This is a genomic window from Cupriavidus consociatus, from assembly GCF_017814975.1.
GTDB classification, from domain to species: Bacteria; Pseudomonadota; Gammaproteobacteria; order Burkholderiales; family Burkholderiaceae; genus Cupriavidus; species Cupriavidus consociatus.
Genome location: NZ_JAGIQA010000006.1, coordinates 122,670 through 147,966, shown reverse-complemented (window position 1 = coordinate 147,966; position 25,297 = coordinate 122,670). Strand labels below are relative to the sequence as shown.

Annotated in this window: 21 protein-coding genes and 1 tRNA gene; 13 read left to right on the top strand and 9 right to left on the bottom strand. The window is 67.2% G+C overall.

The window, feature by feature from the left end; genetic code table 11:
• The first annotated feature begins 420 nt into the window (after positions 1 to 420).
• The 7 genes from J8I82_RS10655 to J8I82_RS10625 all read left to right on the top strand — a co-directional run bounded on the left by J8I82_RS10655 (position 421) and on the right by J8I82_RS10625 (position 8,912).
• Entirely contained in the window at positions 421 to 1,401 is a 981-nt protein-coding gene (locus tag J8I82_RS10655; protein WP_209757090.1) for a Bug family tripartite tricarboxylate transporter substrate binding protein, read from the top strand.
• A gap of 242 nt (positions 1,402 to 1,643) precedes the next feature.
• Complete coding sequence (locus J8I82_RS10650) at positions 1,644 to 4,487, top strand: winged helix-turn-helix domain-containing protein (RefSeq protein ID WP_209757088.1); 2,844 nt, start codon at positions 1,644 to 1,646, stop codon at positions 4,485 to 4,487.
• A gap of 298 nt (positions 4,488 to 4,785) precedes the next feature.
• Complete coding sequence (locus tag J8I82_RS10645) at positions 4,786 to 5,925, top strand: acyl-CoA dehydrogenase family protein (RefSeq protein WP_209757086.1); 1,140 nt, start codon at positions 4,786 to 4,788, stop codon at positions 5,923 to 5,925.
• A gap of 37 nt (positions 5,926 to 5,962) precedes the next feature.
• Positions 5,963 to 7,150 (top strand): lipid-transfer protein, encoded by a 1,188-nt coding sequence (locus J8I82_RS10640; protein ID WP_209757084.1) that lies wholly within the window; start codon positions 5,963 to 5,965, stop codon positions 7,148 to 7,150.
• Positions 7,151 to 7,176: 26 nt separating this feature from the next.
• Positions 7,177 to 7,617, top strand: a complete 441-nt coding sequence (locus J8I82_RS10635; RefSeq protein ID WP_209757082.1) for a MaoC family dehydratase N-terminal domain-containing protein — start codon at positions 7,177 to 7,179, stop codon at positions 7,615 to 7,617.
• A 14-nt stretch (positions 7,618 to 7,631) separates the two neighbouring features.
• Entirely contained in the window at positions 7,632 to 8,060 is a 429-nt protein-coding gene (locus tag J8I82_RS10630; RefSeq protein ID WP_209757080.1) for a MaoC family dehydratase, read from the top strand.
• Positions 8,061 to 8,087: 27 nt separating this feature from the next.
• The gene (locus J8I82_RS10625) at positions 8,088 to 8,912 is read left to right on the top strand and encodes an SDR family NAD(P)-dependent oxidoreductase (protein WP_209757078.1); all 825 of its coding nucleotides are present in this window, start codon (positions 8,088 to 8,090) and stop codon (positions 8,910 to 8,912) included.
• A gap of 276 nt (positions 8,913 to 9,188) precedes the next feature.
• Here the strand turns inward: J8I82_RS10625 and J8I82_RS10620 are convergent, their stop codons facing one another.
• On the bottom strand, positions 9,189 to 12,698 hold the full coding sequence (locus tag J8I82_RS10620; protein ID WP_209757076.1) for a pyruvate carboxylase: 3,510 nt from the start codon (positions 12,696 to 12,698) through the stop codon (positions 9,189 to 9,191).
• 713 nt (positions 12,699 to 13,411) lie between these two features.
• On the opposite strand from J8I82_RS10620, the gene J8I82_RS10615 reads away from it, so the two are divergent.
• Positions 13,412 to 14,182: a ferredoxin--NADP reductase gene (locus tag J8I82_RS10615; RefSeq protein WP_209757074.1), complete on the top strand. Its 771-nt coding sequence runs from the start codon at positions 13,412 to 13,414 to the stop codon at positions 14,180 to 14,182.
• 64 nt (positions 14,183 to 14,246) lie between these two features.
• Here J8I82_RS10615 and J8I82_RS10610 read toward each other — a convergent pair whose 3' ends face one another.
• Complete coding sequence (locus J8I82_RS10610) at positions 14,247 to 14,501, bottom strand: RNA-binding protein (RefSeq protein WP_209757072.1); 255 nt, start codon at positions 14,499 to 14,501, stop codon at positions 14,247 to 14,249.
• A 227-nt stretch (positions 14,502 to 14,728) separates the two neighbouring features.
• Here J8I82_RS10610 and J8I82_RS10605 point away from each other — a divergent pair, with 227 nt between their 5' ends.
• A complete protein-coding gene (locus J8I82_RS10605; protein WP_209757070.1) occupies positions 14,729 to 15,079 on the top strand; it encodes a hypothetical protein in 351 nt (116 codons plus the stop codon).
• Positions 15,080 to 15,194: 115 nt separating this feature from the next.
• Here the strand turns inward: J8I82_RS10605 and J8I82_RS10600 are convergent.
• The 6 genes from J8I82_RS10600 to cysS all read right to left on the bottom strand — a co-directional run bounded on the left by J8I82_RS10600 (position 15,195) and on the right by cysS (position 21,495).
• A tRNA-Ser gene (locus J8I82_RS10600) sits at positions 15,195 to 15,288 on the bottom strand.
• A gap of 130 nt (positions 15,289 to 15,418) precedes the next feature.
• A complete protein-coding gene (locus J8I82_RS10595; protein WP_063238703.1) occupies positions 15,419 to 16,669 on the bottom strand; it encodes an aspartate kinase in 1,251 nt (416 codons plus the stop codon).
• Positions 16,670 to 16,802: 133 nt separating this feature from the next.
• Positions 16,803 to 18,242, bottom strand: coding sequence for a tRNA lysidine(34) synthetase TilS (gene tilS / locus J8I82_RS10590; RefSeq protein WP_209757068.1), 1,440 nt, complete (start codon positions 18,240 to 18,242; stop codon positions 16,803 to 16,805).
• Positions 18,208 to 19,179, bottom strand: a complete 972-nt coding sequence (locus J8I82_RS10585) for an acetyl-CoA carboxylase carboxyltransferase subunit alpha (RefSeq protein WP_029046926.1) — start codon at positions 19,177 to 19,179, stop codon at positions 18,208 to 18,210. The genes tilS and J8I82_RS10585 overlap by 35 nt, the downstream gene beginning before the upstream one ends.
• 115 nt (positions 19,180 to 19,294) lie before the next feature.
• The gene (locus tag J8I82_RS10580) at positions 19,295 to 20,110 is read right to left on the bottom strand and encodes a DNA-3-methyladenine glycosylase family protein (RefSeq protein ID WP_209757066.1); all 816 of its coding nucleotides are present in this window, start codon (positions 20,108 to 20,110) and stop codon (positions 19,295 to 19,297) included.
• On the bottom strand, positions 20,107 to 21,495 hold the full coding sequence (gene cysS / locus J8I82_RS10575) for a cysteine--tRNA ligase (RefSeq protein ID WP_209757064.1): 1,389 nt from the start codon (positions 21,493 to 21,495) through the stop codon (positions 20,107 to 20,109). Before cysS ends, J8I82_RS10580 begins: the two co-directional genes overlap by 4 nt.
• 205 nt (positions 21,496 to 21,700) lie before the next feature.
• Here cysS and J8I82_RS10570 point away from each other — a divergent pair, with 205 nt between their 5' ends.
• The 4 genes from J8I82_RS10570 to J8I82_RS10555 all read left to right on the top strand — a co-directional run bounded on the left by J8I82_RS10570 (position 21,701) and on the right by J8I82_RS10555 (position 24,508).
• Positions 21,701 to 22,456: a tetratricopeptide repeat protein gene (locus tag J8I82_RS10570; RefSeq protein WP_209757062.1), complete on the top strand. Its 756-nt coding sequence runs from the start codon at positions 21,701 to 21,703 to the stop codon at positions 22,454 to 22,456.
• A gap of 72 nt (positions 22,457 to 22,528) precedes the next feature.
• On the top strand, positions 22,529 to 23,113 hold the full coding sequence (locus J8I82_RS10565; RefSeq protein ID WP_133097495.1) for a peptidylprolyl isomerase: 585 nt from the start codon (positions 22,529 to 22,531) through the stop codon (positions 23,111 to 23,113).
• A 20-nt stretch (positions 23,114 to 23,133) separates the two neighbouring features.
• On the top strand, positions 23,134 to 23,634 hold the full coding sequence (locus tag J8I82_RS10560) for a peptidylprolyl isomerase (RefSeq protein ID WP_029046921.1): 501 nt from the start codon (positions 23,134 to 23,136) through the stop codon (positions 23,632 to 23,634).
• A 76-nt stretch (positions 23,635 to 23,710) separates the two neighbouring features.
• Complete coding sequence (locus tag J8I82_RS10555) at positions 23,711 to 24,508, top strand: UDP-2,3-diacylglucosamine diphosphatase (RefSeq protein WP_209757060.1); 798 nt, start codon at positions 23,711 to 23,713, stop codon at positions 24,506 to 24,508.
• Positions 24,509 to 24,553: 45 nt separating this feature from the next.
• On the opposite strand, the gene cysE is transcribed toward J8I82_RS10555, so the two are convergent.
• Positions 24,554 to 25,297, bottom strand: coding sequence for a serine O-acetyltransferase (cysE, locus tag J8I82_RS10550; protein WP_209757058.1), 744 nt, complete (start codon positions 25,295 to 25,297; stop codon positions 24,554 to 24,556).

The window sequence follows — 25,297 nt, the reverse complement described above, 5'->3', positions numbered from 1 at the left end:
GCGTCCAGCGGGTCTTGCACGACGCGCACTGATGCTCGCGCGTCTGGCACGGGACGCCCGCGCCGACGCTGCGCCACTGTGCCTCCCCCACACTACCTGCGACCGGCCAGCGCGATCTTCGATCCAGCGCTCGAACAGCGTCGCGAGGCGGGCATGGCAGGCACCTTCAGTATCGTTCGCTTCGGCGCTGGCCTGCGCCAGTGCCAGCCTGCGGGCACGGCGGCTGAGCGCGCGCACCTCTTCCCTGAGTTCGCTCAGCAGCGGCAGCGGCAGCGGCAGCGGCAGCGGCAGCGGTCTAGGGTAGACACTGATAGGACTATCCCACCCCGCCCGTTCCGGTGGGGGGGGCCACCCCCTCCCATCCGCTACCTTGGTCGTATCTCGCCATTCCCACACCGTTGATCCACCGAGGCAAACGACATGCGCAGCAAGACCTCCCTGATTGCATTCGCCCTGATCGCCTGTAGCGCCTGGAGCGCCGCATGCGGCGCGCAAACCTATCCGTCGCGCCCGATCACGCTGGTGGTCCCGGGGCCGCCCGGCGGCGCCACCGACACGCTGGCGCGCGCGCTGGCCGAAGACATGGGCAAGCGCCTGGGACAGACCGTCATCGTCGACAACAAGCCCGGCGGCGCCGGCGTGATCGCGGTGCAGGCCATTACGCGCGGCGCGCCTGACGGCTATACGATGCTGCTCAGCCACTCGTCGCCGCTGATCAACACGCCGCACCTGTACCGCAATGTGCAGTACGACGTTCGCCGCGACCTGTCCTTTATCACCGAGCTGTGCGTCGGCAAGATCGTGCTGGCCGTCAGCCGGGACGTGCCGGTCAAGAGCGTGCAGGAGCTGCTCGACTGGGCCGCGAAGAACAAGGGCAAGGTCAGCTACGGCTCGTATGGCGTCGGCACCTTTCCGCACCTGGTGGGCTCGCACCTGAACCAGACCCGCAACCTCGACATGGCGCACGTCGCCTACAAGGGCGAGGCGCCCATGGTGCAGGACATGATCGCCGGCAATGTGTCGTGGGTGATCGGCTCGATGACCACGCTGGGACCGCATTTCAAGAGCGGCCGCATACGCCCGCTGGCCGTGATGGGCGAGCAGCGCATCAAGGAACTGCCCGAGGTGCCGACCATGGCCGAGGCCGGGCTCAAGGAGCACGAGCTGCGCTCGCCGGCGTGGTTCGGCCTGTTCGTGCGCTCTGGCACGCCGGCGGCGATCCTGTCGCGGCTGGAAACGGAAGCGCGCGCGTCGATTGTCTCGCCCGGCATGCGCACGCGTCTGGACGCGCTGGCCATGGAACCGGTCGGCAACAGCCCGGCCGAATTCCGGCGCGAATTTGATGCCACCGAGCCGGTGATCGCGCGCATGATCAAGACCAGCGGCGCCACCGCCGAATAGCGCAAGCCCTCACCCACCTGCTCGGGTGGCGCATGTGCTGACTGCGCCCGGGCATGCACATGACGCTGACACGGCACCGGGCATGCCGATGTCTGTACCGGGGCGGTCTCGCCGGGCCGTGGTTTCTGCCATTACAATCGCGGCAACAACCGCCTCTTGTCCCGCCGGGGCCGGAGGCCTGGCGCCTGCGAGCCAGCGCCGCCTTGCATGGCTCGCACAGGCTTGCTGATTCCGCCGCACCGATGCCCCACTCGCCAGCCAACCCTCCGTCGCCACCCGGCAGCCAGTCGACCACGCTGCCCTCGCCGCCGTCGCGCCCGGCATCGCTGCGCAGCGCCGCGCGCGTGGTCGCGCGCGAACGGCTGCTGACGCAGCTGACCGAGGCGCGCCGCCGGCGCTGCATCGTGCTGCAAGGGCCGGCCGGCTACGGCAAGACCGCGCTGCTGAGCGCCTGGCGCCTTGACCTGCTGGCGCTGAGCTTCGACATGGCCGCGCTGGCGCTGGAACCCGCCGACAACGAGCGCCAGCGCTGGCTCGACCGCATGCTTGCCTGCCTGGCCGAAATCAGTCCCGACATCACGCGCGAGGCCGTGCTGCTGGCCGAGCGCGGCACCGACGACGAAGCCGTGGAGCGCGCCATCGTGGCGCTGGTGCGCGGCATCGGGGCGCATTCGCGCGAAGTGACGCTGGTGCTCGACGACGCGCAGCATCTGGGCTCTTCCCGCGTGCTGCAGCCGCTGCAATGGCTGCTCGACTACGCCCCGCCCAACTTCCACCTGGTGCTCGCCACACGCGCGGCGCTGCCGCTGTCGCTGGGGCGCCTGCGCGACCAGGGCCAGCTGCTGGAACTGGATCAGCGCGATCTGCGCTTCACGCTGGCCGAATCGCAGCACTTCCTGCGGACCCAGCTGGGCGAGATCAGCGCGCGTGATGCGCGCCTGCTGCACGAGCTGGCCGACGGCTGGGTCGCCGGGCTGCAGCTGTTCGCCGCGCACTGGAAACGCAAGAAGGCCAGCGCCAGCGGCCTGACCTTCGCCAGCGGCCTGGTGCAGGCCAATGTGCAGGACGCCGGTGCCTTCGCCGAATATTTCGAGCGCGAAGTCCTGTCGCGGCTGGCACCCGACGAAGCCGAGCTGCTGGTGCGCGCGGCCGCGTGCGAGCGCTTTACCGCATCGCTGTGCCAGGCGCTGGGCGAACAGGCGATGGGCGAGCACGAGGTGCTGGCCCTGCTGACGCGGCTGGAGCAGGAGAACCTCTTCATCACCCCCACGCCCGGTCCCGAGCGCGAAGCCTGGTACCGCCTGCACCCGCTGCTGCGCGAGACCCTGGCCGAGCGCTTCCGCGCGCGCGGTGAAGCGCAGCAGCGCGCCATCCACGGCGCCGCCTGGCGCTGGTTCCGCGACCACCGGATGCTGGCCGAGGCCGTCCGCCACGCCGTGCTCGCCGGCGATGCAGGCACCGCCGCCGAACTGGTGGAGCGCTATGCCGACACGCTGATCGCGCGCGGCGAAGTGCGCAAGGCGCTGGGTCTGCTACGCCTGCTGCCCGCCAGCGAGGTCGAGGCACGTCCGGGCCTGCGGCTGCTGGCGCTGCGCATGCAGATGTTCACGCGCGACCTCGACGGCTGCGCGGCGGCGGCCGACCGGCTCGAAGCCGATATCGGATCCGGGCCCGACAGCACCTCGCTGCGCTACCGGCTCGCGCTGCTGCGCTTCGGCCTGGTGCTGCTGCGCGACGACACCGCCGGCGCGCTGGCCTTGCTGCCCGAGGTGGAAGCCGCGCCGGCAGACACCACGCCCTTCTACATGGGCTCGCGCAACAACCTGCTGTCGCTGCTGTACATGCACCTGGGCGACTATGAGCGCGCGCGCGCGCTCCAGGTCTCCGCGCCGCCCCTGCTGGTCGACGGCGTGCCGCTGCTGGGCACCGCCAGCGGCATGCTCAACGGCCGCTGCCTGATCGGGTTCAGCCATGCGATGGAAGGCAACATGACGCAGGTCGAGCGCATCAGCCGCGACGTGCTGCGCGAAGTCGAGCAGGTGGGGCACGGCGGCGCCGGCGCCGAGCCGGAGTACTTTGCCGCCGCGCTGCTGGGCGAAGTGCTGTACGAGCACAACGACCTGGACGCCGCGCGCAAGCTGCTCGAAGACCGCGTCGACGTGATGGAGCGCGTGTCGATCCCCGATTCCGTGCTGCGCGTGCATACCGTGCTGGCCGCGGCGCACTGGATCATCGGCCACCGGCTCGATGCCTTCGCCCAGCTGGATCGGCTGGAAGACTATGGCACGCAGCAGCGGCTGGACCGGCTGGTTGCCCAGAGCCTGTCCAACCAGGTCCGCCTGCACGTGGCCAGCGGCGACATTGCCACGGCCGAAGCGGTGCTGGCGCGGCTCGATGCCATTGCCGCGCGCCACCGCCATGCGCCGCGCGGCTTCCTCGACGCGATCCACATGGTGACCGAGCGGGCCCACGTGATGGCCAGCCTGGCGCATGACGACCTGCGCGCGGCCTGGACGCGGCTGGCGCCGCTGATTGCCTACTGCGAGACGCGCGGCTGGCAGCGCCACGTGGCGCAGCTGCACATGCTGGCCGCGGTGGTTGCCACGCGCCGCGGCGAACCTGTCGCGGCGCGCGAGCATGCGCTCGAAGGCCTTCGCCGCGGGCACCGGCTCGGGCTGATGCGCAGCCTGATCGACGCCTTTCCCGGGTCGATGCGGCAGATCGACGACATCGCCGGCACGCCCGGGCTCGATCCGGTGCTGGCGTTCTACATCGAGCGGCTGCAGCAGGCCTTACCGCAGCGGGAACCGGCCGGCGCGGCGGCAACCGGCGCAGTGCCCGCGGGACCGGCAGAGGGCCGCACCGAGGAACTGAGCGAGCGCGAGGCCGACGTGGTGCGCCTGCTCGGCCAGGCGCTGCCGAACAAGAAGATCGCGCGCACGCTGGGCCTGTCGCCGGAGACGGTGAAATGGCACCTGCGCAACATTTTCCGCAAGCTCGACGTGGGCAGCCGCGACGAGGCGGTGGCGCGCGTGCGCGACCGCGAACTTGGCCTGGGCAGCCAGCCGGCCGACGGGGCACGCTGACACCGCTCAAGCGCGCCCGAGGGCTTACCCCCTTTCCCTCTGCGCGGCGCGGGCCTGATATAACGCGCCTGATACCAATCCAGCTCCCGCCCTTTGGGCGGGACAACCCGCGCCCACCCCACCACCTGACGCGGGTGGTGTTCGCCTCCCCCCTCCCCCCAGTACCTTAGCGACATGCCAGTGGCCCGGCCCGCAACCAGCCGGCGACCTGTGCCCGAACCACTTTCCCAGAAAACTTGTCGCGCCGCAGACCGCACGCCGCGGGCATCAACTTGCGGACTGACATCCGGAGACCTCCATGGACATCCAACGCACGATCTTCCGCGACGACCACGAGATGTTCCGCATCACGGTGCGGCGCTTCCTTGAGCGCGAATGCCTGCCCCGCCAGGCGGAGTGGGACAAGGCCGGCAAGGTCGACCGAGAGACCTGGCTCAAGGCCGGCCGCGAAGGGCTGCTGTGCGTGACGCTGCCGACCGAGTACGGCGGCGGCGGCGGCGACTTCGGCCACTCCGCCATCTTCAACGAAGAGCAGGCGCGCGCCGGCATCAGCGGCCCGGGCTTCGGCGTGCATTCCGACATCATCGCGCCATACATCGCCCGCATCGGTAACGAGGAACAGAAGCAGCGCTGGCTGCCCAAGGTCTGCTCGGGCGAAACCATCCTGGCCATCGGCATGACCGAGCCGGGCACCGGCAGCGACCTCAAGGCGATCCGCACCACCGCGATCCGCGAGGGCGACGAATACGTCATCAACGGCAGCAAGACCTTCATCTCCAACGGCCTGAACGCCGACCTGATCATCATGATCTGCAAGACCGACCCGAGCGCCGGCTCGCGCGGCGTCAGCCTGATCGTGGTCGAAGCCGACCGCGAAGGCTTCCGCCGCGGCCGCAAGCTCGACAAGGTCGGGCAGCACGCGCAGGACACCGCCGAGCTGTTCTTCGACAACGTGCGCGTGCCGGTGGCCAACCTGCTCGGCGAAGAAGGCAAGGGCTTCGGCTACCTGATGGCCGAACTGCCGCAGGAACGCCTGTCGATTGCCATCAGCGCCGCGGCCAAGCTCGAAGTCTCGCTGGAGCACACGCTGGCCTACGTCAAGGACCGCAAGGCCTTCAACCAGACCGTGTGGGACTTCCAGAACACCAAGTTCAAGCTGGCCGACATCAAGGCGCAGGCGATCGCCGTGCGGCTGATGATCGACCACTACCTGGGCGAGCACATCCGCCGCCGCCTGACGCTGGAAGAAGCCGCGGTGGCCAAGCTGTACGCGACCGAGGCGCTGGGCCAGGCGCTGGACCAGATGGTGCAGCTGCACGGCGGCTACGGCTACATGCTCGAGTACCCGGTGGCGCGCGCCTTTGCCGATTCACGCGTCACGCGCATCTACGGCGGCACCAGCGAAGTGATGCGCGAACTGATCTCGCGCAAGCTGTAACCCCACAAGTATCCAGAACATCCATCGGAGCACACACATGACTCGCAAGGTTTTCATCGCCGGCGCCGGCATGATTCCGTTCAGGAAGCCGGGCAGCAGCGACACCTATGACGTGATGGGCGCAACGGCCGTGCGCCAGGCGCTGGAAGACGCCGGCCTGAGCTATGAAGATGTGCAGCAGGCCTATGCCGGCTACGTCTATGGCGATTCCACCTGCGGCCAGAAGGCGCTGTACCAGGTCGGCATGACCGGCATCCCGGTGGTCAACGTCAACAACAATTGCGCAACCGGCTCGACCGCCCTCTTCCTGGCGCGCCAGGCGGTGCAGAGCGGCGCCGTGGATTGCGCGCTGGCAGTCGGCTTCGAGTACATGCAGCCCGGCGCGCTCAAGTCACGCTGGGACGACCGCGCCCCGGCGCTGGAGCGCGCCCTCAACCTGGTCGACGAACTGGTCGACCGCAAGGACCTGCCCAACGCCATCCGCCAGTTCTCCGGCGCGGGCAAGGCCCACATGGACAAGTACGGCACCAGACTCGAGACCTTCGCCAGGATCCGCGCCAAGGCCAGCCGCCATGCCGCCAACAATCCGCTGGCCGTGTTCCGCAACGTCTTGACTCCCGAAGAAGTGCTGGCCGCGCCCGCGCTGTGGGAAGGCGTGCTGACGCGCCTGATGGCGTGCCCGCCGACTTGCGGCGCGGCGGCCGCCATCGTGGTGTCGGAGGACTTCGCGCGCAGGAAAGGACTGAACACCGACGTGCTGATCGCCGGCCAGTCCCTGACCACCGACCGGCCCAGCACCTACGACGCGCGCGACATGATCCGCGTGGTCGGCTTCGACATGACCCGCGAGGGTTCGCAACTGGTGTACGAGCAGGCGGGAGTCGGCCCGCAGGATATCGACGTGATCGAACTGCACGACTGCTTCGCGCAGAACGAGCTGCTGACCTATGAAGGCCTGGGCCTGTGCGAGGAAGGCGGTGCCGAGCAGCTGGTCAATGACGGCGACAACACCTACGGTGGCAAGTGGGTGGTCAACCCGTCGGGCGGCCTGCTGTCCAAGGGCCACCCGCTGGGCGCCACAGGGCTGGCGCAGTGCTTCGAGATGGTCCGGCAACTGCGCGGCACCGCCGACAAGCGCCAGGTGGACGGCGCCCGGCTGGCGCTGACGCACAACCTGGGGCTGGGCGGCGCCTGCGTCGTGACGCTGTACCAGAAACACGCCTGAGCGCACGCATCCACGGGAGACTATCCATGATCGACAAGAAACACATCGGCAAGGTCATTGCGGATTTCCGCACGTCCGCGCCGGCCAGCCAGCTGCGCTTCTTCGCCAAGGCCACCGGCCAGACCGATCCGGTCTACCTCGACGAAGCCGCCGCGCGCGACGTCGGCCATCCCGGACTGCCGCTGCCACCGACCTTCCTGTTCTCGCTCGAGCTGGCCAATCCGCCCAGCGCCTGGCGCGACGAACTCGGCATCAGGCCCGAGCGCATCCTGCACGGCGAGCAGTCCTTCACCTACCACCGCATGGCCTACGCGGGCGACGTGCTGCACTTGCGCACCACCATCGAGGACATCTACGACAAGAAGAACGGAGCATTGGAATTCGTGGTGCGCAATACGCGCGTGACCAACCAGGACGGCGAACACGTTGCCGACCTGCGCAGCGTGCTGGTGCAGCGCAACGGCTGAACCGGAGACCCCACATGAGCAAACTGAGTTTCGACCAGGTCAAGGTGGGCGACACCCTGCCGCCGCTGAGGCTGGAACCGATCAACCGCACCACGCTGGCACTGTTCGCCGGCGCATCGAACGACCACAACGCCATCCACATCGACATCGATTACGCACGCAAGGCCGGCATGCCCGACGTGTTCGCGCACGGCATGCTGTCGATGGCCTATCTCGGCCGCCTGCTGACGCAGTGGGTCGACCAGCGCCAGCTGCGCCAGTTCGGCGTGCGCTTCGTCGGCATCACGCACCTGGGCCATCGCATCACCTGCAGCGGCCGCATAGTGGAGAAGCTGGAAGTGGACGGCCCGGATGGCAAAGAGCAGCGCATCAGGCTGGAAATCCAGACCGGCAACCAGTACGGCGAAACCAAGATCCTCGGCGAAGCGGTCGTTGCCCTGTAAATCCAATCGAGCACAAAGGAGTCAGCAATGGGAGCACTTGAAGGCAAGGTGGCACTGGTCACCGGTTCGGGCCGAGGCATCGGCAATGCGATCGCCAGACGCCTGGCGCGCGAAGGCGCGCGGCTGGTCATCAACGACCTCGACGCCGAACCGGCGCAGCAGACGGTAGAAGAGCTGAAGGCAATGGGCGTGGAGGCGGTGGCGTGCGTGGGCAACGTGACCGCGCCGGATTTCGCCGACCGCTTCATCGACACGGCGATGAGCAATTTCAAGAGCATCGACATCATCGTCAACAACGCCGGCTTCACCTGGGACGACGTGGTGCAGAAGATGAGCGACGAACAGTGGTACGCCATCCTGGATTGCCACATGACCGCACCATTCCGCATCCTGCGCGCTGCCTACCCGCATATCAAGGCGCTGGCGGCTGCCGACAAGGAAGCCGGCCGCGAGGTGTACCGCAAGATCGTCAATATCTCGTCGACTTCCGGCCTGAACGGCAACGCCGGCCAGATCAACTACTCCGGCGCCAAGGCCGGCGTGATCGGCATGACCCGCGCCATGGCGCGCGAATGGGGCCGATTCAACGTCAACGTGAACGCGGTGGCCTTCGGCCTGATCCACACCCGCATGACCTCGGCCGACGCAAATGCCGGTGCCACGGTGAACATCGAAGGCCGCGAGATCCGCGTCGGCCTGAACCCGGAAATGCTGAAGTCGCACGCCCAGCGCAACCCGCTCGGCCGCGGCGGCACGCCGGAGGAAGCGGCAGGCGGCGTGTACCTGTTCTGCTCGCCGGATTCGAATTACATCACCGGCCAGGTGATCGCGGTCGCGGGCAACGTGCAGTAGGTTCTCCGGCACTGCAGTTCCTGCAAGGCCCCCGCGGAGACGCCCCGCGGGGGCTGCTGTTCTCCGCATGGAACGATGCGCCAGGCACCGCTCGCGGCTCGCCGCCCGCGCCACATCAGCCCGCCGTAGCAGCCAAGCAACTCGCCATAGAATGCGCGCGCCTCGGCGAGGTCGCGCACGGCAGCTGCCACGCTGCTGGCGCAACGCATCGCGCAGGCTGCGCAGGGCATGGCGCGGGCGCCGGCCTGGCGCCGCGCTGCCGCGGCGCCAGCCACGTCACTCCGCCGGCTTCAACTCGATCAACAGGTCCTTCGCCGCCACCCGGTCGCCCTGCTTCACGTGCACCACGGCGATCTCGCAGTCGCGCTCGGCCGCAATATGGGTTTCCATCTTCATCGCCTCCAGCGCCAGCAGCGTCGTGCCCGCGGCCACGCGCTGCCCCGGCTGCACCGCCACGGTCACGATCGAGCCCGGCATGGGCGCGGCGACATGCAGCGGATTGTCGGGCTCGGCCACCGGACGGCTCCGGCGCGCGGATGCCGTTTGCGTGGTGCTGCGCTGCTCGACCAGTGCCGTGCGCGATTGCCCGTTCAGTTCGAACTGGACCTTGATGCGGCCTTCCTCGGCATCGGGGTGCGTGCCTTGCAGCGAAACCAACAGCGTCTTGCCGGCGGCGATGTCGATGGCCACTTCTTCCTGCGGCTGCAGGCCGTACAGGAATGCCGGCGTCGGCACCACCGAGGTGTCGCTGTAGTTGCGCACATGCGCGTGGTATTCCACAGCCTGCTTCGGGTACATCAGGTACGACGCCAGCTGGCGGTCGTCGAGCGGCTCCTCGCACGCCGCTTCCGCGGCGGCACGCGCGGCATCGAGGTCGACCGACGGAATCTGGTCGCCGGGCCGGTACGGCGCGGGCGGTTCGCCGCGCAGCACCTTGCGCGACAGCCCCGCGGGGAAACCGTCGGGCGGGAAGCCCAGTTCGCCCTTGAACAGCGACACCACCGATTCCGGGAAAGCGATTTCCTTGGCCGGGTCGCACACGTCCGCGGCCGTCATGTCATTGGCCACCATCATCAGGGCCATGTCGCCGACCACCTTGGAGGTCGGCGTTACCTTGACGATATCGCCGAACATCTGGTTGACCTCGGCATACGCCTGCGACACCTCGGTCCAGCGATGCTCGATGCCGAGCGAGCGCGCCTGTTCGCGCAGGTTGGTGTACTGGCCGCCGGGCATCTCGTGGCGGTACACGTCGGCGGTGCCGGCGCGGATCTCGGATTCGAACGGCGCGTAGTAGCGGCGCACGCCTTCCCAGTACATCGAGGCTTCGTGCAGGCGCTCCAGGCTCAGGCCGGGATCGCGCTCGCTGCCGGCCAGCGCCGCGGCGATGCTCGACAGGTTGGGCTGCGAAGTCAGCCCGCTCATCGCATCGAGCGCGCCGTCCACCGCATCGCAGCCGGCCTCGATCGCGGCCAGTGCCGACGCGGCCGAAATGCCGCTGGTGTCGTGCGTATGGAAATGCACCGGCAGCCCGGTCTCTTCCTTGAGCGCCTTGACAAGCGCAGCCGCAGCCTGCGGGCGGCAGATGCCGGCCATGTCCTTGATGCCAAGCACGTTCACGCCGGCCTGCTGCAGTTCGCGCGCGATGCCGACGTAGTACTTCAGGTCGTACTTCGAGCGCTTCGGGTCGAACAGATCGCCGGTGTAGCAGATCGCGCCTTCGCACAGCGCGCCGCTTTCGCGCACAGCATCGATCGCCACGCGCATGTTGCGCACCCAGTTGAGCGAATCGAACACGCGGAACACATCAACCCCCGCACTGGCCGCCTGGCGCACGAAGAAGCGCACCACGTTGTCCGCATAGTTGGTGTAGCCGACGGCATTGGAGCCGCGCAGCAGCATCTGGAACAGCACGTTCGGCACGCGCTCGCGCAATTGTTCAAGGCGCTGCCACGGGTCTTCCTTCAGGAAGCGCAGCGCCACGTCGAAAGTCGCGCCGCCCCAGCATTCCAGCGAGAACAGCTGCGACAGCTCGCGCGCATAGAACGGCGCAATCGGCAGCATGTCGGCGGTGCGCATGCGCGTGGCGAACAACGACTGGTGCGCGTCGCGCATGGTGGTGTCGGTCAGCAGCACCTGCTTCTGCTCGAGCATCCACTTCGAGAACTTCTCGGCGCCAAGTTCGCGCAGGCGGTCGCGCATGCCGTAAGGCAGCGGCCTGCTGTTGTCGACCGCGGGCAGCACCGGCTGCGGTAGCGGCAACGGCGGCAGCGTCCGGCCGGTCATTTCCGTGTGGCCGTTGACGCTGATCTCGCCCAGGTAGCGCAGCAGCTTGGTGGCGCGGTCCAGGCGCTTGGTGAATTCGAGCAGTTCCGGCGTCTTGTCGATAAAGCGCGTGGTGACATCGCCGGCGCGGAACGCGGGATGGTTGATGACGTTCTCGAGGAACTGCAGGTTCGAGGCCACGCCGCGGATGCGGAACTCGCGCAGCGCGCGGTCCATGCGCCGGATCGACTCGGGCGCGGTCGGCGCCCAGGTGGTGACCTTGACCAGCAGCGAATCGTAGTACGGCGTGATCACCGCGCCGCCATAGGCGGTGCCGGCATCCAGGCGCACGCCGAAGCCGGCGGCGCTGCGGTACGCGGTGAGGCGGCCGTAGTCAGGCAGGAAGCCGTTCTCGGGATCCTCGGTCGTGATCCGGCATTGCAGCGCGTGGCCGTTCAGGTGGATATCCTCCTGGACCGGCACGCCCGCGGCGCGCACGACAATGTCGCCGTTCTCGTTGCGCGTGTTCTCGGTCATGCCGATATGGCCGCCTTCCGTGATCCGGATCTGCGCCTTGACGATATCGACCCCGGTGACCATCTCGGTGACCGTGTGCTCGACCTGGATGCGCGGGTTGACTTCGATGAAGTAGAACTGGCCGGAATCGGCATCCATCAGGAACTCGATCGTGCCGGCATGGGTATAGCCGACCGCGCGCATCAGCCGCATCGCCGCTTCGCACAACTCGGCACGGCCGGCATCGTCGAGGTAAGGCGCGGGCGCACGCTCGACAACCTTTTGGTTGCGCCGCTGCACGGTACAGTCGCGCTCGTACAGGTGCACAAGATTGCCATGCGTGTCGCCGAGCGCCTGCACTTCGACGTGGCGCGCGTTGCGCACCAGCTTCTCGACATAGACCTCGTCGTTGCCGAACGCCGCCAGCGCCTCGCGCCGCGCCGCCGCCAGCGAGCCTTCCAGGTCCTGCTCGCTCTCCAGGATGCGCATGCCGCGCCCGCCGCCGCCCCAGCTCGCCTTGAGCATCAGCGGATAGCCAATGCCCGCGGCCAGCCGCTTGCAGGCTTCCAGGTCATGCGGCAGCGGGTCGGTGGCCGGCATCACCGGCACGCCCGCCTCGATCGCCGCATTGCGCGCCGCCACCTTGTTGCCAAGCTTGCGCATCACCTCCGGCGACGGGCCGATCCAGCGAATGCCGGCATCCATCACCGCCTGCGCGAAGTCCGGATTCTCCGACAGGAAGCCGTAGCCCGGATGAATGGCATCGACCTTCGCATGGCGCGCGATGCGCAGGATGTCGTCGATATCGAGATAGGCCGCGAGCGGCTTCTTGCCCTCGCCGACCAGATAGCTCTCGTCAGCCTTGAAGCGATGCAGGGCGAGGCGGTCTTCCTTGGAATAGATCGCCACGGTCCGGATATTCATCTCGGCCGCGGCCCGCATCACGCGGATCGCGATCTCGGAACGGTTGGCAATCAGCAGGGATTTGATGGGAGCGTAGTTCATGGCACGCACAAGGCAATGAGACGGCGCGCGGGGGGCGCGGCAGCTCGAGTCATTCGAAGGAACAGCGCCACGGCAGGTGCCGTGGCCGGCGGCTAGTCGAAATGCGCAAACTGCGCAAAGGGTGTGTGTGAATCCATCCAGTCGTCATGCCTTGCCACGGCCGCCCAGGCCCAGTTGGTACGCTGGGGTGCCGGCTTGCCGCCGCAGCAATCGTCGTGGCGGTGGCCGGCACGTGGCTGGCTGGCGTCTGCGGCAAGCGCGCGGCATTCTGCGCCAGTTGCGCCGGCTGCATTGGTTCCGTAGTACATCGCGAAGCATTCCTGTTCAAGACCAAGGGCGCCTGCCCTGCAACGCAATGCGATCGTCGGGTCACGGCAGCTTTGCCGGCACGACGGCTGGACGTGCGGCGGGGTCTCGGAGCGCAAAAAGCGGGCCAAGCCGGATTTCGTTGATTTCGCAAGATCCGGCACTGCAATCCGGGCAAACGGGTTTCAGAAATGAAATTCCGGATTTCATTGCTGCGCATAACCCTATCCCGGGCGGGGTTCCGTCGACGCCGCCCGGGCACGTCCGCCGCTACCGTTTTACAATACGCGACGAAGTGGATCATTGCGTTCCCGTGATCCGCCGCCTTGCCGGTACCGCCGACAGGCGTACATGTCCGGTCACCATCTTCCCCGGCGGCTTGCCCGCGGGCCTTGGCGTTTTCTTCGATGAGCAACCTCTACCAGCAATCCATCCTCTCCGTTCACCACTGGACCGACACGCTGTTCAGCTTCACCTGCACGCGCGACCCGGGTTTCCGCTTCGAAAACGGCCAGTTCGCCATGGTCGGCCTGGAAGTCAATGGCCGCCCGCTGCTGCGTGCCTACAGCATCGCCAGCGCCAACTATGAAGAAACCCTGGAATTCTTCAGCATCAAGGTGCCGGATGGCCCGTTGACGTCGCGCCTGCAACACCTGCGCGAAGGCGACCAGATTTTTGTCGGAAAGAAGCCGACCGGCACCCTGCTGGTCGAAAACCTGCTGCCCGGCAAGACCCTGTGGCTGCTGGCCACCGGCACCGGCCTGGCCCCGTTCCTGTCGATCATCCGCGATCCCGAGGTCTACGCGCGCTACGACAAGATCGTGCTGACCCACACCTGCCGCTATGTCGACGAACTGGCCTACCAGCAACTGCTGAACGAGCACCTGCCCGAGCATGAGTACCTGGGCGAGATGGTGCGTGAGAAGCTGGTTTATTTCCCCACCGTCACGCGCGAAGATTTCCACACGCGCGGCCGCATCACCGAGCTGATCGAGTCTGGCGAACTGTTCGAGCGCCTGGGTGTGCCCCCGTTCTCGATCGAAAACGACCGCCTGATGCTGTGCGGCAGCCCCGACATGCTCAAGGAAATCCGCGTCATGCTGGAGGAGCGTGGCTTCGAGGAAGGCAATATGAGCGAGCCCGGCCACTTCGTGCTCGAAAAGGCCTTCGTCGGCTAAGCGCCGGCACCCCGCAGGCACGGCCTGCAGCCTGCGGGACTTCGCGCCCGCAGGTCCTTCCCGCCTATTCGAAGCGCTCCGTGAGCACCATTGCCTCAACCTGGCGCTTCTTCCAGAACAGATGATTGATGCGCGGCTGCAGCATCCGCAGCGCGGCGTCCTCCACTGCATTGAAATGCACCGCCACCGCCGGACGCGAGCCATCCCCCGGCAGGCGCTCGAGCTCGTCGAACGCCGGGAATCCGTAGCGGATGAGGAAATCGCGGATCTCGTCGTCGGTGGTTTCCACGTCGACGTTCGAAAGCATCAGCACACTCATTGACGTCTCCTGAAGCCCTGAATGCCCTTGCGGGCGCGTCCCTGAATTAGGTTTATGGCAGGCAGCGCCAGAACGCAAATCGCGGGCCTGGCGGCGTGCCATTGCCCTTCCCTTGCACTGACACGCAGGTCCGGCCCGCCGACATCGGATTCTGGCAATTCCGGACACGGCACATATGATGGTGTCAAGGAAGCCGCCCGGCTGCCCGGCTATCAAGGAGGGACAAAATGCCGATATCGACAAGATGGCTGCTGACCGGCTTGCTGGCACTGTGCAGCGCCTCGGCAGCCCTGGGGCAGCAATCCCCGCCAAAGGGCGCCGCAGGTGCCATCTCGGAAGCCGTGCAGGAAGGCAGCAACCCCTACCGCCCGCCGTCGGCTCCCACGCTCGACCCCGACCAGATCACGCGCGACAAATGCGAATCGCTGAAAGAGCAGTACAACGCCGCATCGAAGAAGCGCACGTACCAGTCGACCGCCACGGCGACACAGAACGCGCAAGGCCGGCCGGTACCAAAGGTCGAGCGCGACAAGTCTCGCAAGGAACTGCAGCAGGCGTATCGGGACAATTGCACGTAGCGGGGCACGGCGGGCCGGCTGGAACCGCGGGCCACAAGGAACAGCGCTGCAAAAACGGCGCCCAGAAAAACAAAACCCCGGAAGACCGCGATCTTCCGGGGTTCGCCGCCATTGCTGGCGGAGACGGAGGGATTCGAACCCTCGATCCAGGTTTTGGCCCGGATGCTCCCTTAGCAGGGGAGTGCCTTCGACCTCTCGGCCACGTCTCCCAAACTTGCGTTGTGTGAGGGAGCCACACAACGAAGCGCGTATTCTAACGACGCCAAGCGGGTTGGTCAATGAAAAATCGATGACTCAACACAAAATCTGCAGCGCCGTCAGAACATGCTTACGAACGGATCACGCCTGTTCCAGTTCGAAGGCCTTGTGCAGGGCGCGCACGGCCAGCTCCATGTACTTCTCGTCGATCAGCACCGAGATCTTGATTTCCGAGGTGGAGATCATCTGGATGTTGATGCCCTCTTCCGACAGCGTGCGGAACATCTTGCTGGCGATGCCCACGTGCGAACGCATGCCAACGCCCACCACCGACACCTTCGACACCTTCGGGTCGCCCGAAACGCTGCCCGCGCCAATGTGCGTCTTCACGCCGTCGTCCAGGATCGCCAGCGCACGCTGGTAGTCGGCGCGCGGCACGGTGAAGGTGAAGTCGGTCTTGCCGTCGACGGACTGGTTCTGGATGATCATGTCGACGTCGATGTTGGCGTCGGCGATCGGGCCCAGGATCTGGTAGGCGATGCCCGGCTTGTCCGGCACGCCCAGAACGGTGATCTTGGCCTCGTCACGGGCAAAGGCGATGCCGGAGATGACGGCTGCTTCCATTTCAGACTCTTCCTCAAAAGTGATCAGCGTGCCCGAGTGCATTTCCTGCTCGAGCGGCATAAGCGGGTCGGTCAGCGACGACAGCACGCGGGTCTTCACGCGGTACTTGCCGGCGAACTCCACCGAGCGGATCTGCAGCACCTTGGAGCCGAGGCTGGCCATTTCCAGCATTTCCTCGAAGGTGATCTGGTCCAGGCGGCGGGCGTCCTCGACCACGCGCGGGTCGGTGGTGTACACGCCGTCGACATCGGTGTAGATCAGGCACTCGTCGGCTTCGATTGCGGCTGCAATGGCCACGGCCGAGGTGTCCGAGCCGCCGCGGCCCAGCGTGGTGATGTTGCCGTCGTCGTCGATGCCCTGGAAGCCGGTGATCACAACCACGCGGCCGGCGTCGAGGTCGCCGAGGATGCGCTCGTCGTCGATCGATTCGATACGCGCCTTGGTGTACGACGAGTCGGTCTTCACCGGCACTTGCCAGCCGGTGTAGCTGACCGCGTCGATGTTCTCGCCGTGCAGGGCGATTGCCAGCAGTGCCACGCTGGCCTGTTCGCCGGTGGAGGCGAGCATGTCCAGTTCACGCGGATTCGGCTGCGGCGAAATTTCCTTGGCGAGTCCCAGCAGGCGATTGGTTTCGCCCGACATGGCCGAAGGCACCACGACTACGCGGTGACCGGCGCGGTGCCACTTGGCAACGCGCTTGGCGACATTCTTGATGCGTTCCGTGGAACCCATCGAAGTGCCGCCGTATTTGTGAACGATGAGAGCCATCTTCTTGTCGACGCCAGCGATTGTGCAAAGCTTTCGAAAATACACGAACAAGGCTTATCAGGCAAGGCGAAGCCGAGGTTTGCGGGTTTCCCGATGTGCTCTACGCGGCGGGTCGCCGCAACGGCGGGCGCGCTCAGCGCGGAGCGCCCGGCACTTGAGGTGGCTGCGCATGCCATTCGATGCGCCAGCGCGGCGCCGCCGAGTCCGCCGGCCAGCGGCGGTGCATGCCGAGGCCGGCGGCAAACACGAGGATGTCGCCTGCCCACAGCAGTGGCAGCCAAGCCCGGCGCCAGGCGGGGATGCCAGCTTCCTGGCAGGCTTGCTTGAGCGCCCGCGCCGGGCCGCCGGGGCGCAGCACCAGCCGTTCTCCGCCGGCACGCTGCGCCAGCCGCAGCGGCTGGCGCAGCACGGCTTCCGGCACGCCGAAGCTGTCGTCACGGTAGAAGCGCAGCTCGCCGCGCCATGTGGGCACGACGATGCGGTCCTCGCCGCGCCAGTCGAGCGATACAGTTTCGGGAGGTTGCGCAGGTGGCGGCGTGCAGGCCAGCACACGGTCGCGGAAGCGGCGCAGAACCAGGCCGTCGTGGGCGATGGCAGGCTCGCCGCCCTCGTGCGCGACCAGTTGCGTGCGCATCGCCGCCAGCCGCGCGGTCGATGGCGCGCGCGCGCCGAGGTCGCGCAGCCACAGCCGCAGCACCGCATCGGCCTGCGGCGCCGGCAGCGCGCGCAAACCGGCAAGGTCGAGTTCGGCCAGCGTATCGGCATCGCGGCCCGGATGCGCCAGCTGCGCCATCGCCGCGGCGGCCAACTGGTCGATCAGCTCGCTGGCCTGTGCGAAATGCGCTGCGGCCTGGACCACGTTGGCGCGCAGCGCGGGGAACGCCGACACCAGCGCCGGCAGCTGCGCGCGCAAGGCGTTGCGGGCATAGCGCGCATCCGCATTGGAGGGATCGTCGATCCAGCGCAGCGCATTGGCGGCGCAATAGGCATCGATCTCATCGCGGCTCACGTCCAGCCACGGCCGCAGCAGCATCACGCCGCCCTGCGCATCGAGCGGCCGGATAGCCGGCATGCCGGCCATGCCAGCCACGCCCGCGCCGCGAAACAGCCGCAGCAGCACGGTCTCGACCTGGTCGTCCTGGTGGTGTGCGAACAGCAGCAGGCGCGCCCCGCTGTCGGCGCACATCGCCGCCAGCGCCGCATAGCGGGCGCGGCGCGCGGCGGCTTCCACGCCCTCGCCCGCCGCGGGCCGTACCGCCACCCGGCGCACGAAATAACCGACCTGCCACTGCGCGCACAACGCCTCGCAGAAGCTGTCCCATTCGTCGGCGGCATCCTGCAGCCCGTGATGCACGTGCAGCGCCACCACGCGCGCCGCCGTGCCCTGCGTGGCGGCGCACGCGGCATGCAGCAGTGCGACCGAATCGCGACCGCCCGACAACGCCACCGCGATCACCGGCGCGCCGTCCCCAGAAACAACAAAGGCCGCACCGCCCTGCAGGGCCTGTGCGACCTTGTCGGTCAGCCGGGCGGACGGATCATTCCGGGGCGCCGGTTTCCTTGAACTTGCCATAGGCCAGCAGGCGCTCGTAGCGGCGCGCCTGCAGCTCCTTCACGCTGATGCCCTGGAACTGGCGCAGCGACTCGGCCAGCGTACGCTTGAGCAACGCCGCCATGGCCTTGTGATCGCGGTGCGCGCCACCGAGCGGCTCGTTGACGATCTTGTCGATCAGCCCCAGCGCCTTCAGGCGGTGCGCGGTCAGGCCCAGTGCCTCGGCGGCTTCCGGCGCCTTCTCGGCGGTCTTCCACAGGATCGAGGCGCAGCCTTCCGGCGAGATCACGGCGTAGGTGGCGAACTGCAGCATCTGCACCACGTCGCCCACGGCGATCGCCAGCGCGCCACCCGAACCGCCTTCACCGATGATGGTGGCAATCAGGGGCACCTTCAGGCCGGCCATCACGTACAGGTTGTGGCCGATGGCCTCGGACTGGCCGCGCTCTTCCGCGTCGATGCCGGGGAACGCGCCCGGGGTGTCGACGAAGGTGAAGATCGGCAGGCCGAACTTGTCCGCCAGCTCCATCAGGCGCTTGGCCTTGCGGTAGCCTTCGGGCTTGGGCATGCCGAAATTGCGCAGGGCGCGCTCTTTCGTGTCACGGCCCTTCTGGTGGCCGATCACCATGCACGCCTGGCCATTGAAGCGCGCCAGGCCGCCGACGATCGACAGGTCGTCGGCAAAGGTGCGGTCGCCGTGCAGTTCGTGGAAATCGGTGAAGATCTCGCGCACGTAGTCCAGCGTATACGGGCGCTGGGGATGGCGGGCGATCTGCGCAACCTGCCATGGGGTCAGGTTGGCATAGATGTCTTTGGTCAGCTGCTGGCTCTTGCCGGCCAGCCGCGAAATCTCTTCGGAAATATCGACAGCCGAATCGTCCTGCACGAAGCGCAGTTCTTCGATTTTTGCCTCGAGTTCGGCAATGGGCTGCTCAAAATCCAGGAAGGTGGTTTTCATAAAATCACACGTACCTGTCTGTGAAGGGGCGCATTCTACCGGAAATTGACCGCCATCTTAGCGCCTGCCAGATAGCGTGCAATGCACCTGCTTCTGATTTTTCTTGTTCCGATGCCTAGTAGGTCACAGGCAACGGGTCCAGACTACGCCACATATACCAGGTTGCCACCGTCCGCCACGGCTCCCAGTTGGCCGCCACCTCGCGCGCCTCGCTGCGCGTGACCGGTTCGCCGCTGAAATAGTTGGCGGAAATCGCATTGATCAGTCCGATATCATCGAGCGGCAGCACGTTGGGCCGCATCAGATTGAACATCAGAAACATCTCGGCGGTCCAGCGGCCGATGCCACGGATCTGCGTCAGCTCCGCGATCACCGCTTCGTCGTCCATCTGCGCCCATTCGGCCACGTGCACCCGGCCCGCCTTGAAGTGGTCGGCCAGGTCGATCATGTACTCCGCCTTGCGCTTGGACAATCCGCAGCCGGCCAGCTTCTCGGTGCCCGCGCGCAGAAACTGTGCCGGCGTCAGCTTGGGACAGGCCGCGTGCAGGCGCTCCCACACCGACTGCGCCGCCTTGACCGAGATCTGCTGGCCTACCACCGCGCGCGCCAGCGTGACGAACGGATCGCCGCGCGACACCAGGTGCGCCGGGCCATAGCTCGGGATCATCTTGCGCAGGATACGGTCGCGCTTCATCAGGTCGGCGCAGGCTTCGTCCCAGTAAGCGGGACGGACCGCATCGATGACGGTCTCGACCGGCAGCGGTACCGCGTCGGCCTCGGGCAATACCGCCTTGGCATTGCGCGTGGCCTTGCCGTCGGACAGCGGTGCCTCGCTGGCGCCGGCCTTGGCCGGACGCGGGCCGGACGTCTTCGGCCGGCCGGCGGCGGCCGGCACGGCGGCGTTGGCGGGCTTGCGCGCGGCAGCGTTCAAGCACGCCTCCACTCGGTCGCGCCACCCGGCTTGTCTTCCAGCACAATGCCGGCGGCAAGCAGTTCGGCGCGGATGCGGTCGGCTTCGGCAAAGTTGCGCTCGGCCTTGGCCGCCTTGCGCGCGGCGATGCTGGCTTCGATTTCCTCGGCGCCGGGACCGTCCGCAGACTTGCCGCCCTGCAGGAAGGTATGCGGATCGCGCTCGAGCAGCCCCAGCGTGCCGGCCAGCCCCTTGAGCTGGCGCGCGGCGGCGGTGGAGCCGGTGCGGTTGATCTCGCTGGCCAGGTCGAACAGCACTGACATCGCGATCGGCGTGTTGAAGTCGTCGCCCATGGCTTCGGCGAAGCGCCTGGCATGCGGCTCGTCCCAGTCGACCGCGCAGCCGCCGGGCTGCGTGTCCTTCAGCGCGGTGTACAGGCGCGTCAGCGCATGGCGCGCGTCGTCCAGGTGTGCGTCGCTGTAGTTGAGCGGGCTGCGGTAGTGCGCGCGAAGGATGAAGAAACGCACGACTTCGGCGTCGTATGCCTTCAACACTTCGCGGATCGTGAAGAAATTGCCGAGCGACTTGGACATTTTTTCGTCGTTGATGCGCACGAAGCCGTTATGCATCCACATGTTGACGAACGGCTTGCCGCTGGCCCCTTCCGATTGCGCGATCTCGTTCTCATGGTGCGGAAACTGCAAATCCGCCCCCCCGCCATGGATGTCGAAATGCTCGCCCAGCAGCGCGCAGCTCATGGCGGAGCATTCAATGTGCCAGCCCGGACGGCCGCTGCCCCACTTCGAATCCCACCTGGTCTCGGGCGGCTCGCTGGCCTTGGCGGATTTCCACAGCACGAAGTCGAGCGGATCCTGCTTGGCGTCGTTGGCACTGACGCGCTCGCCCGCGCGCAGGTCTTCCAGCGACTTGCCGGACAACTTGCCATAGCCGTCAAACTTGCGCACCGAGTAATTCACGTCGCCATCGCTGGCCTGGTAGGCCAGGCCCTTCGCTTCCAGCTTGCCGATCATGTCGAGCATCTGCGGCACGTAGTCGGTCGCGCGCGGCTCGTGGTCGGGACGGATCACGCCCAGCGCGGCGGCGTCCTCGTGCATGTACTGGATGAAGCGCGTGGTCAGCGCGCCGATGGTTTCGCCATTCTCGGCGGCGCGTCGGATGATCTTGTCGTCGATATCCGTGATGTTCTGCACATATGTCACCTCGTAGCCGGCGGCACGCAGCCAGCGATGCACCATGTCGAACACCACCATCACGCGCGCGTGGCCGACGTGGCAGTAGTCGTACACCGTCATGCCGCAGACATAGATGCGGACCTTGCCGGGTTCGATGGGCACGAATGGCTGCTTCTCACGCGCGAGCGTGTTGTAGATGTTCAGAGGCTGCATGAAACGAAGTGAATGGTCAGGGGAGGCGGCACTGGCGCAATTCTGCCGCGCCCCATATCTTACCGGAAGGCGATGTGCCGGTAGGCCGCGCGCCGGTGGACTTGCCGCGGCCGCCCGCGCTTGCCAACGCTTGCCCGGGCCATGGCTTTAGTGCCGGCCGTGCCGCTTTGCTAGAATGCCGCCGAGTATAACGGACCAGTCTTCAATGAGCCTGCTGCTGCCCTCCTCGCCTACCACCGCGCTCGCCGCCGCGTCGATCGGCGCGCCTGCACGCCCGCTCCGTCCGCGTCCCGCATTGGCCGCCGCGGCTGCCCTGGCCCTGGCCGCCGCACTGGCCGGGCCCGCGCAGGCACAGCACGGGCCGCTGTCGCTGCCCGCGCCCACCTCGCCGCTGGATGGCATCCGCTCGACCGACCCCGGCATGACCCAGGCCCAGCAGGCCGCCAACGCGCGCCGCTATGACGACGCCATCAAGGGATTCGACCGCGTGATCGCGGCCAATCCGCGCAACGCGCAGGCACGGTTCCAGCGCGCCTGGGCGCTGGCGCAGTCCGGGCGCGAGGACGCCGCCATCCAGGCCTTCACGGAAATGGCGGCGGACTTCCCCGAGCTGCCCGAGCCCCACAACAACCTGGCACTGCTCTATGCCAAGCGTGGCGACCTGAAGCGCGCCGAGGCCGAACTGCTGCTGGCCACCGAGGTCAAGCCGGCCTTTGCCATCGCCTACACCAATCTGGGCGACGTCTACCGGCGCCTGGCCGAGCAGGCCTATGCCGAGGCGCTGCGCCGCAATCCGGCCGATACCCGCGCCAGCGCCGGGCTGCGCCAGCTGCGCCCGGAGGCAGCCACCGGCACGCCAGCGGCGACGGGCACGACCGGGACCCCCGCTGCGCCGGCCGGCAGCCGCAAGCCGGCTCCGGCCCAGCGCCCGGCCCCGGCCAGCGTCCCGGCCGCCAACTGACGCCCCTGCCAACAATGTCCGGGCGCAATCGCGTCCGGGCCGTTTGAATCCCGACTCACCGGAGTTCCATCCATGATCCGTTCCCGTCGCATCGCCCTGGCCGCGCTGACCGCAGGTGCACTCGCGTTGTCTTCGTTCAGCGCGCTGGCGCAGCAGAAGGCCGCCGAGCGCGTCCAGTTCGTCACCAGCGCCGGCAAGTTCACGGTCGAGCTGTACCCGGACGTGGCGCCCAAGACCGTGGCCAACTTTCTGGAATACGTGAAAAGCGGCTTCTATAGCGGCACCATCTTCCATCGCGTGATCAACGGCTTCATGGTGCAGGGCGGCGGCTTCGACCGCGACATGAAGGAAAAGCCCACGCGCGCGCCGATTCCCCTGGAAGCCCGCGGCGGCCTGAAGAACAAGGCCGGCACGCTGGCCATGGCGCGTACCAGCAACCCCGATTCGGCCACCGCGCAGTTCTTCGTCAATGTGGTGGATAATCCGAATCTCGACTACCCGCAGCCGGACGGCAACGGCTACGCAGTCTTCGGCAAGGTGGTGGAAGGCATGGACACGATCGACAAGATCAAGAGCGTGCCGACCACGGCCTACGGCCCCATGCGCAATGTGCCGGCCTCGCCGATCGTGATCGAGTCGGCCACTGTCGTCAAATAACACACCGTACAGAGGAAACCATGTCCAAGGTCCAGCTCCATACCAACCAGGGTGTCATCACCATCGAACTCGACGCCGAGAAGGCGCCGAAATCGGTCGAGAACTTCCTGTCGTACGTCCGCAAGGGCCACTACGACAACACCATCTTCCACCGCGTGATCAAGAACTTCATGATCCAGGGTGGCGGCTTCGAGCCCGGCATGAAGCAAAAGGGCACGGACGCCCCGATCGAGAACGAAGCCGGCAATGGCCTGAAGAACGACCGCTACACCGTGGCCATGGCACGCACCAACGCGCCCCATTCGGCCACCGCGCAGTTCTTCATCAACGTGGTCGACAATGACTTCCTGAACTTCACCTCGCCGACCCCGCAGGGCTTCGGCTACGCCGTGTTCGGCAAGGTGGTCGAAGGCACCGACGTGGTCGACCAGATCAAGGGCGTGCGCACCGGCAGCTCGGGCTTCCACCAGGACGTGCCGCTCGAAGACGTGGTGATCGAGAAGGCCACCGTCGTCGAATAATCGCCGAGCAAGCCATGTCCCCTGATTGCGGTTACGCGCGCCCGGCCTGGCCGGCACCTCCTTCCCGGCCCCGCGCATGACCGCAATCCCCCGCACGCCGGTGGCCGGTCCCCTCGAGGTACAGGCGCCGGCGTGGTTCATTTCAGACCTGCATCTCACGCCTGGCATGCCACGCACGCTGGCGGCCTTAGAGCGCACGCTCGAGCGCGCCGCTCACGACGCGCGCACGCTGTTCATCCTGGGCGATTTTTTTGAATTCTGGATCGGCGACGAGGAAACCGACTCGCCGTTCGCACAACGCGTGGCCGGCGCCCTGCGCGCGCTGGCCACGCGCGGCGTTGCCGTCTACCTGATGCACGGCAATCGCGATTTCCTGCTGGGCGAGCGTTTTTCCGGCGCCGCGGGCGCGCAGTTGCTGCCCGACCCCACGGTGATCGATTGCGCCGGCCAGCGCGTGGTGCTCAGCCACGGCGACATGCTGTGCATCGACGACGAGCGCTACAACCGTTTCCGCCGCTGGACCCGCAAGGGCTGGGTGCAGCGGCTGTTCCTGGCGCTGCCGCTGCGTACGCGACTGGGCATTGCACGCAAGCTGCGCGCGGACAGTGAAGGCAACCGCGCGCGCCAGGCCGCCAAGGGCAACAGCGTACCGATGGTCTACGGCGACGTGGCGCCCGCTGCCGCGGCCGAGCTTTTCGGCATGGCCGGGGCCAGGCTGATGGTGCATGGCCACACCCATCGCCCGGCGCGCCACGAACACGCTGCGGGCGTGCGCTGGGTGCTGACCGACTGGGACCTGGATGGAGGCCATCCGCGCGCCGCGGTGCTGCAACTCGACGGCGGCGGGTTCCGACTGCTGCCGCAGACCGACTGAGTTCGCGCAAAAAAGAAAACGGCCGTTACCGGCCGCCTTCTTTCCTTACTTCATCAGCTTGCGCAACTCGCTGGCATCGAAGCGGTCGTTCGGCGTGTTCTCCAGATGCTCGCCCAGCCGGTCCAGCGCGGCCAGCACGGCCTCGATGCGCTCGTGCTGGCGCGCGGCATTGTCGATCAGGCTCTTGAGCGCCAGCGACACCGGGTCGTCCGCGTTCGGCGTGATGCCGTAGGCCGAGAACTCCTGCTTGGCGCCCTGCTGCGCCGCCGGCGCATCGGGCAGGATGATGCGCGCCGGCACGCCCACCGCGGTCGCGCCCGGCGGCACCGGCTTGAGCACCACGGCGTTGGAGCCCACGCGCGCGCCATCGCCCACCACGAAGCCGCCCAGCACCTTGGCGCCCGCGCTCACCACCACGTTGGCGCCCAGCGTCGGATGCCGCTTCTGGCCTTTGTACAGCGAGGTGCCGCCCAACGTCACGCCCTGGTAGATGGTGCAGTCGTCGCCGATCTCGGCGGTCTCGCCGATCACCACGCCCATGCCGTGGTCGATAAACACCCTTCGCCCCAGCTTCACCGCCGGATGGATCTCGATGCCGGTCAGAAAGCGCGACCAGTGCGAGATCCAGCGTCCCAGCCAATGAAAGCCTCCGTTCCAGCACGCGTTTGCAAAGCGGTGGAAGACCACGGCATGCAGGCCGGGGTAGCAGGTCAGGACTTCCAGGCGGCTGCGCGCGGCGGGATCGCGCAGCATGATCGTGTCGATATCTTCCTTAAGGCGAGAGAACAT

Excerpts from the sequence above, each read along its gene's own strand:
- J8I82_RS10630 (WP_209757080.1), top strand. The coding sequence starts at position 7,632 with ATGAGCAAACTGAGTTTCGACCAGGTCAAGGTGGGCGACACCCTGCCG.
- cysE (WP_209757058.1), bottom strand. The coding sequence starts at position 25,297 with ATGTTCTCTCGCCTTAAGGAAGATATCGACACGATCATGCTGCGCGAT.
- J8I82_RS10605 (WP_209757070.1), top strand. The coding sequence starts at position 14,729 with ATGCCGATATCGACAAGATGGCTGCTGACCGGCTTGCTGGCACTGTGC.
- J8I82_RS10650 (WP_209757088.1), top strand. The coding sequence starts at position 1,644 with ATGCCCCACTCGCCAGCCAACCCTCCGTCGCCACCCGGCAGCCAGTCG.
- J8I82_RS10560 (WP_029046921.1), top strand. The coding sequence starts at position 23,134 with ATGTCCAAGGTCCAGCTCCATACCAACCAGGGTGTCATCACCATCGAA.
- J8I82_RS10555 (WP_209757060.1), top strand. The coding sequence starts at position 23,711 with ATGACCGCAATCCCCCGCACGCCGGTGGCCGGTCCCCTCGAGGTACAG.
- J8I82_RS10570 (WP_209757062.1), top strand. The coding sequence starts at position 21,701 with ATGAGCCTGCTGCTGCCCTCCTCGCCTACCACCGCGCTCGCCGCCGCG.
- J8I82_RS10565 (WP_133097495.1), top strand. The coding sequence starts at position 22,529 with ATGATCCGTTCCCGTCGCATCGCCCTGGCCGCGCTGACCGCAGGTGCA.
- J8I82_RS10645 (WP_209757086.1), top strand. The coding sequence starts at position 4,786 with ATGGACATCCAACGCACGATCTTCCGCGACGACCACGAGATGTTCCGC.
- J8I82_RS10620 (WP_209757076.1), bottom strand. The coding sequence starts at position 12,698 with ATGAACTACGCTCCCATCAAATCCCTGCTGATTGCCAACCGTTCCGAG.
- J8I82_RS10585 (WP_029046926.1), bottom strand. The coding sequence starts at position 19,179 with ATGAAAACCACCTTCCTGGATTTTGAGCAGCCCATTGCCGAACTCGAG.
- tilS (WP_209757068.1), bottom strand. The coding sequence starts at position 18,242 with ATGGCAAGTTCAAGGAAACCGGCGCCCCGGAATGATCCGTCCGCCCGG.
- cysS (WP_209757064.1), bottom strand. The coding sequence starts at position 21,495 with ATGCAGCCTCTGAACATCTACAACACGCTCGCGCGTGAGAAGCAGCCA.
- J8I82_RS10655 (WP_209757090.1), top strand. The coding sequence starts at position 421 with ATGCGCAGCAAGACCTCCCTGATTGCATTCGCCCTGATCGCCTGTAGC.
- J8I82_RS10595 (WP_063238703.1), bottom strand. The coding sequence starts at position 16,669 with ATGGCTCTCATCGTTCACAAATACGGCGGCACTTCGATGGGTTCCACG.
- J8I82_RS10615 (WP_209757074.1), top strand. The coding sequence starts at position 13,412 with ATGAGCAACCTCTACCAGCAATCCATCCTCTCCGTTCACCACTGGACC.
- J8I82_RS10625 (WP_209757078.1), top strand. The coding sequence starts at position 8,088 with ATGGGAGCACTTGAAGGCAAGGTGGCACTGGTCACCGGTTCGGGCCGA.
- J8I82_RS10610 (WP_209757072.1), bottom strand. The coding sequence starts at position 14,501 with ATGAGTGTGCTGATGCTTTCGAACGTCGACGTGGAAACCACCGACGAC.
- J8I82_RS10635 (WP_209757082.1), top strand. The coding sequence starts at position 7,177 with ATGATCGACAAGAAACACATCGGCAAGGTCATTGCGGATTTCCGCACG.
- J8I82_RS10640 (WP_209757084.1), top strand. The coding sequence starts at position 5,963 with ATGACTCGCAAGGTTTTCATCGCCGGCGCCGGCATGATTCCGTTCAGG.